Source organism: Archaeoglobus sp. (assembly GCF_017656475.1).
Classification (GTDB): domain Archaea; phylum Halobacteriota; class Archaeoglobi; order Archaeoglobales; family Archaeoglobaceae; genus Archaeoglobus.
Genome location: NZ_JACDNT010000024.1, coordinates 18,178 through 29,334 on the forward strand (window position 1 = coordinate 18,178; position 11,157 = coordinate 29,334).

At 46.9% G+C, this 11,157-nt stretch carries 10 protein-coding genes; all 10 read right to left on the reverse strand.

Annotation, left to right across the window (positions count from 1 at the left end; genetic code table 11):
* Positions 1 to 88: 88 nt before the first annotated feature.
* From ribC to H0Z19_RS08030, 10 genes are read right to left on the reverse strand one after another with little or no spacing between them, the layout of a single operon-like run.
* Positions 89 to 550: a riboflavin synthase gene (ribC, locus tag H0Z19_RS07985; protein ID WP_290725541.1), complete on the reverse strand. Its 462-nt coding sequence runs from the start codon at positions 548 to 550 to the stop codon at positions 89 to 91.
* A complete protein-coding gene (locus H0Z19_RS07990) occupies positions 547 to 1,665 on the reverse strand; it encodes an alanine--glyoxylate aminotransferase family protein (RefSeq protein ID WP_290725542.1) in 1,119 nt (372 codons plus the stop codon). Before H0Z19_RS07990 ends, ribC begins: the two co-directional genes overlap by 4 nt.
* Positions 1,665 to 2,099: an adenylyltransferase/cytidyltransferase family protein gene (locus H0Z19_RS07995; protein ID WP_365892570.1), complete on the reverse strand. Its 435-nt coding sequence runs from the start codon at positions 2,097 to 2,099 to the stop codon at positions 1,665 to 1,667. The genes H0Z19_RS07990 and H0Z19_RS07995 overlap by 1 nt, the downstream gene beginning before the upstream one ends.
* Before the next feature lie 28 nt (positions 2,100 to 2,127).
* On the reverse strand, positions 2,128 to 2,943 hold the full coding sequence (locus H0Z19_RS08000) for a ribose-phosphate diphosphokinase (protein ID WP_290725545.1): 816 nt from the start codon (positions 2,941 to 2,943) through the stop codon (positions 2,128 to 2,130).
* Between the two features lie 24 nt (positions 2,944 to 2,967).
* Positions 2,968 to 3,717, reverse strand: a complete 750-nt coding sequence (locus H0Z19_RS08005) for a slipin family protein (RefSeq protein WP_290725546.1) — start codon at positions 3,715 to 3,717, stop codon at positions 2,968 to 2,970.
* A gap of 43 nt (positions 3,718 to 3,760) precedes the next feature.
* Positions 3,761 to 6,406 carry a UPF0182 family protein gene (locus H0Z19_RS08010; protein ID WP_290725547.1) on the reverse strand — a complete coding sequence of 882 codons (2,646 nt, stop codon included), beginning with the start codon at positions 6,404 to 6,406 and terminating at the stop codon, positions 3,761 to 3,763.
* Between the two features lie 48 nt (positions 6,407 to 6,454).
* Positions 6,455 to 7,132 (reverse strand): aspartate/glutamate racemase family protein, encoded by a 678-nt coding sequence (locus H0Z19_RS08015; protein ID WP_290725548.1) that lies wholly within the window; start codon positions 7,130 to 7,132, stop codon positions 6,455 to 6,457.
* A gap of 35 nt (positions 7,133 to 7,167) precedes the next feature.
* Entirely contained in the window at positions 7,168 to 8,331 is a 1,164-nt protein-coding gene (locus H0Z19_RS08020) for an HD domain-containing protein (RefSeq protein WP_290725550.1), read from the reverse strand.
* A gap of 59 nt (positions 8,332 to 8,390) precedes the next feature.
* The gene (locus H0Z19_RS08025; RefSeq protein ID WP_290725552.1) at positions 8,391 to 8,702 is read right to left on the reverse strand and encodes an ASCH domain-containing protein; all 312 of its coding nucleotides are present in this window, start codon (positions 8,700 to 8,702) and stop codon (positions 8,391 to 8,393) included.
* Positions 8,689 to 10,986: a tRNA(Met) cytidine acetyltransferase TmcA gene (locus H0Z19_RS08030; RefSeq protein ID WP_290725554.1), complete on the reverse strand. Its 2,298-nt coding sequence runs from the start codon at positions 10,984 to 10,986 to the stop codon at positions 8,689 to 8,691. The genes H0Z19_RS08025 and H0Z19_RS08030 overlap by 14 nt, the downstream gene beginning before the upstream one ends.
* Between the last annotated feature and the right edge of the window lie 171 nt (positions 10,987 to 11,157).

Sequence of the window (11,157 nt, forward strand, 5' to 3'; positions counted from 1 at the left end):
GAGGCAGGAAAGAATGAAGTGTAACCAAAGTGACTAAACTGACCTTCCAAAACTAAAAAGAGAGACTAAAATCCAAAATTCTAAAAGCTTACTTCAAAATCGGTCCAACGTCGGGATAACCCTGCCTCTGACCTGTACCTGCAAGCTTCTGCAACCTCTTTGGATTGACAAGCAAATCAACCGCATTTCTGACGTGTTCCCTCACCCTGTTCTCTGCCACCATCATCAGTGTTTTCTCGTCCTCAGCCTCATCTTCATGGATTGTAACGTCTATGACGTGCTTGTTCGTCATGAGCTGAACCATAACCAGCCCCATGCTCAAAACGATGTAGCTGAGCATGTCCTTCTGCGTCCCACCAACCCAGCCGAGAGTGATGACTAAATCACATCCTTTTTCTTCCAGCAGCTTTTTTGCCGCGATAGGTAAATCCTTGATGCCGGGGACAGTGTAGCGCTCATATGGAATGCTGCTTATCTTTCTAAGCTCATCTATCGCTATCTTTCCCATGTTTACCCTTGAAAATGTCGTGTCTGCTATCCCAATCTTCATTGCAAATCCCTCAGGAGAACTTGAGCGTAATGCAAAGCCGGTTTAATGACATTCTTCCTCATCAGTATGTCTTCAAGCGCTGCGAGAGTTGAAACCGTTTCAAACTTTCCGACGTTGCCCATAGTTCCGATTCTGAAAATCCTGCCTTTTAGTTCTCCCTGCCCTCCGCTGACGAGTATTCCATATTCCTTCCTCAACGCTCCTCTGAGCTCAGAGTCGCTAATACCTTCAGGCATCTTTATGGCAGTGACCGTGTTTGAGTAGCTCGAATACTTGTTCAGGTTGGGAAAAAGCTCCAAACCCGCCTCAATAGCCCACTTTCTCACCGCAGCGCTAAGAATCCGGTGCCTCTGGATTCTGTTCTCCAACCCCTCCTCATCAATAATCTTCAAGGCCTCAGCAAGAGCGAAGAATAGGGGAACTGCAGGTGTATAGGGAGTTTGCATGTCCTTCAGCTTCTTTTTGTAGGCTGCAAGGTCGAGATAATAGGGGCAGTTTTCGTTGTAGTAATCCCAAGCCTTATCGCTCACAGCCACCGCTGCCAGCCCAGGTGGCGCGCCAAGACACTTCTGGCTTCCCACGATTGCAACATCAACACCCCACTCGTCCATCTTGACATAATCTCCACCTGCAGACGTTATTGCGTCCATGATGACGAGCGCATCATATTCTTTCGCAAGCTTGGCGATTTCCTTTGCAGGATTGAGAATTCCGGTTGAGGTTTCGTTGTGGACAAAGGCAACTGCCTCGCAGCCGTTATCCAGAGCCTCCTTAACCAAATCAAGCTCAAAAGACTCTCCCCACGGTACTTTGACTCTTTCAACCTGAGTGTAGCGCTCCGCTATATCACCAAGCCTCTCGCCGAACTTCCCATTCTCAAGCGTCGCAATCTTTTTCACCTTGCTGAAAGAAGCTATTGCGGCCTCCATTCCCGCTGTTCCGGAACCGGAAATAAGGCAGATGTCTCCACTTGTCCCGAAGACTTCCTTAAGCTTCTCAACGCAGAACTCCATTATTGCGCTGAACTCTGCTGTTCTGTGGCCAATCATCTGTCTCGCCATAGCTCTGATGATTCTCTCATGCAACTGAACTGGGCCAGGAATCATCAACAACATTATCTCCCTCCGTACTTCTCTAAAATCCGCTCAATTATCTTGTGAGAGCTACAAAGCGGACAATCTTCCTTAACCTTAATCCTGACAACCTCACAATTCAGATTCCTCTTTTTGAGCTCTTCTCTAAGCCACTCCTCATCGAAGTGCTGGTCGTGGCCCAAAACTATGACGTTAGGCTTCAGCTCCATTATAGGCTTGAACATGTCCTCCTCATCGCCAAGTATCGCCTTGTCAACGTATTTTATCGCCTCAACAACCCTCCTGCGCTGCTCCTCCGGAACAACTGGCTTTGGCTTATGCCTGACGTTCTTATCCCTGGCAACTATCACGATAAGCTCATCTCCGAGTTTTTTCGCCTCTCTAAGGAAAGTCACGTGTCCCGGATGAATTATGTCGAATGTCCCTGTGGCCACGACTCTTCTCTTCATCTCCATTCCAAATTCAGGTATGCATAAAAGTTTTTCATATGCTTCCTGCAATAAGCTCTGCAACGCTCATTCTGCTGAAGGCACACTCTACCGTGTCGGTTGCAATGATGTCCTTTATTCCGGCATTGAAGAGCTTAATGGCCGCGTTGTCAGCAAGAACCGCATGAACGCATGCAGCACTAACACTCTTCGCGCCCAGGCTGTATAGAATCTTTGCTGCCTCCGCCACAGTCCCGCCGGTTGAGATTATATCGTCAACGATTACAACATCTTTACCCTCAACGTCGATGCTCTTTGGTGTTATCTCTACCGTTGTCGCATCTATTCTCCTCTTTTCCATGTAATCCCACTCGCAGGCAGCGCGCTTTGCCGCTGTTTTCACCCTCTCCAAAGACCCCTTGTCGGGGGAAATCATAACCACGTCCTTCTCTGCAAAGTGCTTCCCAATTAAGGGCATTGCATCGAGGTTTTTAAGATTTTTAAAGTGTGATGCAGCCTCTCTGCTGTGAATGTTTACCGTTATTACTTCTTCTGCTTTGCTTTCTAGGATTTCTGCCAGAATTTTGATGCTAACTGCTTCTCCTTCCTGAAATACCTTGTCCTGCCTTGCGTAGCCCATGTATGGAACTACCGCCTTCGCTTTATCAAGCACATCCAGAGCGAAAATCAATGAGATGAGGTCATCGTTTGAATTTATGCTTCCCACAACAACGCCCTCTTTTTCCTGAACTCTGACGTAAAGCTCTCCATCTGGAAATCTTCTGAAAACAGCACTTCCAACATCCAGTCCCGAAACTTCCGCAATTCTTCTTGCCAGCAACGGAGAAGACGGGCACGGAATTATTTTCATAAAGTAAAAAATGAATAAGGGCTTTTAACTTTTAGCTTTCCCAACGTAGAACTTCAGGAATTCCACAGGAATTGGCACGACAATTGTGTTGTTCTGCTCGGCGGAGATTTCATTCAGAGTTTGCAGGTATCTCAGCAGAATTGCTCCCTCACTCTGTGCAAGAACATCTGCTGCCTCCTTGAGCTTCATTGCAGCCTGATACTCACCCTCAGCTCTGATAATCTTCGACCTCCTTTCTCTCTCCGCCTCAGCCTGCATTGCCATTATCCTTCTCATCTCTTCAGGCAGTTCTACATCTTTAATCTCAACTGCAGTGACCTTTATACCCCACGGATTCGTCTCCTCGTCTATTATTTGCTGCAACTTTACGTTAAGCTTGTCCCTCTCGGAGAGAACCTCATCGAGCTCTGCCTGACCTATTATGCTCCTTAACGTAGTTTGAGCAAGCTGCGCTGTGGCGTACTGGTAGTCGAAAACCTCAGTCACTGCCTTTGCCGGGTCAACAACCCTGTAATAAACCACTGCATTAACCTTGACCGTCACGTTGTCCTTGGTAACAACTTCCTGTGAGGGGACGTCGTATGTCACGGTTCTCAAGTCAACGACGATCATGTTCTCAAGAATCGGGATTATGAAGAAAAGCCCAGGCCCTCTCGCCCCAACAAGCCTTCCGAGTCTGAAGATAACACCTCTCTCGTACTCCTTGACGATTCTTATCGCCGAGAGAAGGAAAAGAACTACCACTATCAGCAAACCTATCCAGTACCACTCCATAAGCGAATAAATAACAAAAAGCTAATAAAGTTTTCCACAAAATTCACTGTTCTTCGTATCCTAACACTTCTCCAATCTTCTTCAGCATCTCGCCAAAAGTCTCCCAGTCCCCGCTCTTTGCCGCCTCAACCAGCTTGCCGTAGTACTCCTTCAGAATCTCCAGCTTCTGTTCTTCGGTCTCTGCTGGCTTCTCGGGTGCTGGTTTCTCAGCGGTTTTTTCGGCTTTAAACAGGTTATCCAGAGCCTCGTAAAGGTTCGTGCCAGTTGCAAGCTCTTCATCCTGAACCACGATAACTAGTCTAAGCTCAGGGATTTTTGCAGACTCTCCTCTCAGATACACTGGCTCTACGTAAAGCACCGAGTTGTTTATCGGCACCACTAATAGGTTGCCTCTTATCACTCTCGAACCCGCCTGATTCCAGAGAGTGAAGAGCTTGGACAGCTCAGAATCCTGGTCGATCCTTGCCTCAATCTGCATTGGTCCGTATATCAGCTCCCCTTTGGGGAACTCGTATATTATCAGCTCTCCGTACTTCTCGTCGCATCTCGCAGCCATCCATGCAATCATGTTGTCCCTGTTTACGGGCGTTAATGGGAGTATTAGAACAAATTCGGGCTTATCCTCTATGGCGAGAGTAACGTAGTATGGTTCGACTTCTATGACCTTGTCCTCATACTTCTCCTTTGCAACGGCCCACACATCCTCCCTGTTGTAGAAGGCTGTGACATCCTTCATGTGGTATGTGGAGTAAACGTGGGCCTGCACCTCGAAGTAGTCTCTTGGATATCTTATGTGTTTTCTGAACTCTTCTGGCATGTTCTTCAAGAACAACCCGGGGAGAGCTTTTTCGAGAACTCTTACGTAGGCATCCTCCTGAACAACGTAGAACCTGACACTACCGTTGTAGGCATTAACGAACACTTTCACAGGATTCTGCATGTAGTTAAAACCTCCTACCTCAGCAGAGTACGGGAAGTTCTGCAGGATGGAGTAGGCATCTATTACCCACCAGATTTCACCATCGATGACCGCCACGTAGGGGTCATCATCGTAAACGAAGAACGGCATTATGGTCGAAACTCTCTCCACTATATCGCGGTGCATCATCAGTCTGCTGTCATCGGTGATGTAGTTGCTAAGAATCAGATTGACATCCCCAAACCTGAAGGAGAACAGCACTCTCTTCATGTAATCGAGCTTTATTCCCCCATCTCCGGCGTACTTGGTAAAGAAGTTCACATCTCCTTTTGGATAGTCAAATTCCTCCTGAAGCGTGTTCACAACTACATAATCATCGGTAAGCTCTCCGTAATAGATTTCTGGCCTCTCAATTTCGATTAAACCTTCAGGAGGTATGTCGTAGATGTAGAACTCCGGCAGACCCTCCTTCGAGACTTTGTTTACCGGCGAGGCAACGATTCCGTAGCCGTGAGTGTATATCAGGTGCTTGTTCAACCATGTCTGAGCTCTCGATGGCAAATTCTCCGTCGAAAGTTCCCTCGCAGCAAGCAGAAGCTGGACATAGCTGTCGTTAATCCTGTATCTGTCAACATCAACATCTTTGATAACGTAGTATGTTCTAATTTGCTGTAGCTGCCTGAAAACATCCCTTATCGGCCTGTGGTCCCAGATTCTTATGTTGTCTATCGTCTCCTTTGCCTCAAGGACATCAGTGTAGTTGACGTCATCTTTGTACTCGAACTTCTGCAGCTTTACATCGTGCAGGTTGTACGCGAAGAGCGTGTAGTTTATGCTGTAGGCGATGTACTTCTCTTCATAGCTGAGCTCAGATGGCTCGACAATGAACTTCTGGACGACGAATGGAGCAACGAAAGTTAGCAGGATGGCGATTACAAAAAGCACCCCTATGACCTGAAGCACTCTCTCAACTCTCCTCTTTGCCACGAGGTATCCAGCAAAAATACCGGAGAGAAGCATCATTGCCGAAAGGAGCAGCAGTGATGGAGAGAGAACGTTTACGTCAACGTAGCTTGCTCCACTGATGAGGCCGTGCTCTGAGTGTACGATTTCAAATCTGGAAATGAATACAAGAAGAGCAGAAAGGATGAATGAAGTGATAACAAGAACCGAGAGGTGAACGAACCCGCTGCCGGGAAAAATTTCCTTGAATTCTTCTAAGCTCTTAACCCACCTGAAAGCGTACATGTACGCAAAAACAGCAATTGTTAATGATATCAGCACGGCAGCAAGCAGAGATCCGAGCAAGATTTTAATGAAAGGCAGCTGGAAGGTGTAGAAGGAAGCATCAAAGCCAAAAATTGGGTCGGCAAGTCCAAATTCTGATGAGTTAAAATAGAACAGCATGCTGCTCCAGTAGTTTTTAACCGTTAGTGCGGCAAATACTGCAATCCCAAAGTCGAGCAAATGAGGTATTTTTAGAGGCTCCCCGTGGAATTCGAGCGTTACCTTCCTTATTGCGATGTTCGTAAGTAATAGGGGGATAAAGAAAATCAGAAACTCAAAGAAGAAGAAGGCTAAGGTGTATTTGAGATACGTCAGGAATACCTCTCCATAACCGACTGAATCAAACCACACAAATTCTGTGTAGTAGTATATGGAGAGCGACACGGCAACAACAAAGCCGAATATAAAGGCGATGAAGTAGAAAACCCTCATCTCTGGCGGTTTATATGGGGGAGGATAGACGGGTACCGGCGGTTCCTGCATGAAAGAAGTTGGGATGGGATGTTAAAAAGTTTGCTATGCTACCATTACTCAACCATTAAGGAGGAAGTTCACAGCTGCCTCGGCATGGAGCTTCGTGGTATCGTAAAACTCCGGGTCTTTCAGAATGAGCGGTAGCTCGGTGCAGCCGAGGATTATCCCTTCCGCCCCAGCGCTTTTTAGCTCACTAACGATCCTTCTCAGCCTTCTTTCGGACTCCTCCTTGATTATTCCTAAGCAAAGTTCGTCGAAGATTATGCTGTGAACAGCATCCCTATCCTCCTCTTTTTCAGGCACAATGATTTCGATTCCGTGCCTTTTCATTCTTTCCTGATAGAAGCCATCTTCCATCGTGAATTTTGTACCGAGCAATCCGGCTCTCTTAACTCCATCCCTCTTTAGAGCTTCTGCCGTTACATCGATTATGTTGATGAGAGGGATGCTGATTCTCCTCTCTACATCATCAGCAACCTTGTGCATCGTGTTCGTGCAGATAAGAACAGCCTTTGCTCCTGCCTCTTCAAGCTTCACCGCAATGTCTCCAAGAATCTCCCCCAGCTTTCCCCACTCACCTGCCCTCTGCATCCTGACAATCTCTTCAAAGTTGACGGAGTAAAGAATTATTTCGGCAGAGTTCCAACCTCCGAGTTTTTCCTTAACGAGTTCGTTCATTATTCTGTAATACTCAACCGTCGATTCCCAGCTCATTCCACCAATCAGCCCAATCATAATCGTATTAATCGTTGGAAGTTATAAGGATTTGGTTAATGCGGAAAGATTTCATCAAGAGACTTCTGCACGACCTTCTCAATGCCGAAGTAATCCACAGCAGCCTTTCCCACTCTATCTAAAAATTTCTTCTCGGTGTAAACGCCAAGCCTCCAGTTTTCAGCAGTTGCATCTTTCAAAGCTTTTACGAGTAGAGAGACTTCCTCAAGAGGCTTGAGCTCCCCATCCGTCTCGACCATAACTCCTGACTCTTTCATCTCTTCCACTGGAGGGATGTCAACGATGACGTACTTCTCATCCACACCTGCAATTTCTGCAATCTCCTTCTCAGCCCTTCTCTCGTTAACTCTCATTACTTCCCTGAAGTCCAGAGATCTTCTGGAAACGTAAACTGCCCTTTTAAACAGCTTCCTGTTGTTCAGCCTGTCATATATTTCCTTCTCCTTTTCCTTCAGGAGCATCATCGCCTCCATATCATCCATCATTATTAGTCTTTCAGCTTCGAAGCCGCTCTCGATTATCCTTTCTATCGCTCTCTCGTACATCTTCCTCGCAATTCTGCAAACGTGGTGGAAGTAGACAGTAGGATACATCAGAAATCTCGATATGAGCAGACTCTCTGCAGCCTTAACACCTCCCTGCTCTATTATGATGGCGTCATCAAACTTTATCTTGTCTATCAGCCTGTAAATGTCGAAAACACCGTAAGCCACGCCTGTGTAGTGTGAGTCCCTAACAAGATAATCCATCCTGTCCGCATCAATCTCTCCGTTGACAACGGACTTCCTTTTCCCCGTTACGATTGCTTCGATCTCCGAAATTCTGAATCCGAGGTCATTAAGCTTGTCTTTAAGCTCTCCCCTTACCACCTTCGAAATGCTCTCGTGGTTGTAGGCGGCGTACTTCTCCAGGAGCCTCTCGCTTCCATGGGAGAAGGGAGCGTGGCCAATATCGTGGAGCAGTGCAGCAGCGACAACGACATCATCAAAACCAATTCTTTTCTGGAGGAGTCTTGTAACGTGCATGACACCAAGGCTATGCTCAAATCGCGTGTGGTTCGCTCCGGGATAAACGAGGTTGGCAAAGCCGAGCTGGTTAATCCTTCTGAGGCGCTGAAATTGAGGCGTGTCAACAATCTCAACCATCCAGTCTTCGAGTTTTATTACACCGTGAACAGTATCCTGAACGCTTTTTTCCATTGATGTTCTTTTGATGACACTGTTAAAAATTTGGCGATTAGTTGTAATTCACCAAAAGCTCACTTCACAACTTCAAAATGCACTACAGTAACAAATTCATCATCCCTTATGTCCCCATATATCCTTTTTAACGCCGAGATGAGTTCATTACGGCTTTTGAATCCGTCTCTGATGGCATCCTCGTCTGTAAGCTCCCTCACCCTCTTCACGACAACTTTCTTCACCTTGGCCAGGGCAAATCTTTCCCCGTTTGATGTTAGCTCTACGATCCTCCCTACCGGGTAGCTCTTTATCCCCCTCCTTACCGTGGTAATCTTCTCTCCGTTGATTATCTTCTCAACAAACTCCGCATCAAAGTTAATCCTCTCCATAGTACCATCTCCAGACTTTCTTCACGGCGTTGAGCAGTAACCTGTACTTTTTATAACCCTCACCCGGCAGCTCACTCCAGTGCTTGAGCTGCAGACACTTCCCGACCAGAACTACCTCCTCAACCTCATCAAGCTCCTCTCTGTCGGTTCTTGAGAAATAGTACCTGACGAGCGGCCTGATTATGTCCGAAACATATTCGTACAAACTCATACCCTGGAAGTACTTGCTCATTCTCCTTCTTTCAACCTTTCCGAACCTTGGGGCAGGAATTTCGAAGCTCTTTCTGAGTGAGTTTAGAATTAGAACTGCTGTTTCCGTCTCCAGATCTGACAGCTCATCTGCAAGGTACTCAATCAGTCTCCTCGTGAACTCTGAGTTGAGGTTCTCCACAACACTCTCAACATCGTACTTTAAAGCTCTGAGAACAATTAAAGTGTGCTCCCCGCTGACCTCATTCCTCTGAGGCGTGATGTGCACAGATGTGAAGCCGTTCCTGACCCAGAAGCGGAGAAGCTCTGGCGAGACGCCAAATCCCGAACCAACCCAGTCAATTTCCTTTCTGTAAGCCCACTCGACTATTTTGGTTAGAGCGAAGCTTCCGATTCCCATGTCCATGACTGAAGGGTGGGTGGCTATCCTCACGACCCTCGCCCCAACCATCCTCGGAAACTCAAAGTCCCAGTAGTGTTTCAGCATCAAATCGGGAATTATCTGCCCTTTCGGCTTGTAGCCCTCCTTTATTTTCTCAATCGTGTCATCATCAAGATTGCCCTCAACCGCAATGTGGAGGGAGCAGACGGGCTTGTTGTTTACGGTAACGACAAAAGGAATGTGGTTCGGCATGTCGAGCAGTATTGCGAGGTCAGAGGGGCGATTGCGGTAGTGTGCAAGCACGTAAATCCCAAAAAACTCCCTCAACAGCTTTTCATCGTTCACAAGCTCATCTTTATTGATTTCCCTGAACTCAAGCTTCCCCTGCTTTATCGCCTCTACATCTTCATCATCAAGCTCTGCAGGCTGTGCGTCGAGTAGGAGAACGTCGTAGAGCCACTTCTCGATGGGGTCTCCTTTGCCATATCTTATCGGCTCCTCCATGTGGATTTTTTCGATTTCTACACTCTTGTCGCTCTCAAGCCTTTTCAGGAATCTTATGCTGAATCCTCTGGCAGTCCCTTCATAACCGTGGATTGTTGTGGAGAATATCATGTATCTGACCCCTTCGGTGATTTTAAGCAATACTGGAACATCGATTCCCGCAGCCTCATCCACGATTATCACGTCTGCCATATCCTTCTCCATCATCGCCCTTCTCGGCACCACGTACTCGACTCTTGCGTACTTGCTGTTCACCACGGTTATCATGCCGTTCGTCTCCTTGGCGAAGTACTTCGTCATTCCCTGCCTGACCATCGCCTTCAGAAGGAACCTGAAGTACGTCTGAACAGCCTGCGGGGTCGGGGCTACGACCATAATCCTTACGGGTCTTTTCAGTATTCTTTCCATCCTTGAAATGATGTAGGGTGTGGCGATACCGAGGATTGCCGTCTTCCCTCTCCCCCTGTCTGCTGTAATCACGACTGCCTTCCTCTCCTTCTTCCTGTCAAAGAAGCGCTCAAAAAGCTGCAGAACTCTTACCTGATCCTGCGTGGCGCAGAGCTTGTACAGCTTTCTCTTGATTTCGATGTCCTCTGGTATTACGATTTCCTCTCTCGAAACCTCTTTTGGTTCGAACTCGTAGTGCTTTACTATCTTCCTTCTGTCTGCGTCGAATATTATAATGCCCTCTGCCTGCATAGTTCTCCTCATGAACCTTGCAAAGAATCGTCCGGTAACGTCTTCGACAGTGTAGGGTTCCGAAACCAGATCCTCATGCCACCTGCTCTTCAGGTTCTCCCATGCGTCAAGTGGAGGAGAGAAAGCGATTATTATTCCTCCCTCCTTGATAGTCTCAACGATTATTCCGAGGTCGTTGGGATGAAATCCTTCGGTGAAATCTATCAGCAGGGAAGAGTAGGTCTGACCGAGAACTTTCGGTGAGTCCTTATAGTGCAAAAACTCCCCATCGAAGTATTTTCGAGTAATTTCAAGAGAGTCGCTCCTCCCTGCAATAAGGAGATTGTCCTCATTCATTCTCTTTCTGTGCTTCTTGTAAATCCTCTTTGCAAGCTTGACAACTCTCTCATCGAGTTCTTTTGAGCACAGGATAACCATAAACCTGTATCGGTTGCTGGCAGCGATTTCCGCCGCCCTTGAGACTTCAGCCAGAAGACTGCGGACGGTCATTGTTCAAAGAATGATGAGCGGGTTAAAAAGGTTATACCGGGAAATTCTGGAACCAAGTGTTCGGTATGGTGGTTCCTTGAACTGTAAAAAGAATTTGGTGGATTGGAAACTTTAATATTTAGGGTGCTTACACAATCCTCAATCCAATCTCTTCTTTAACTTGTTCAATCT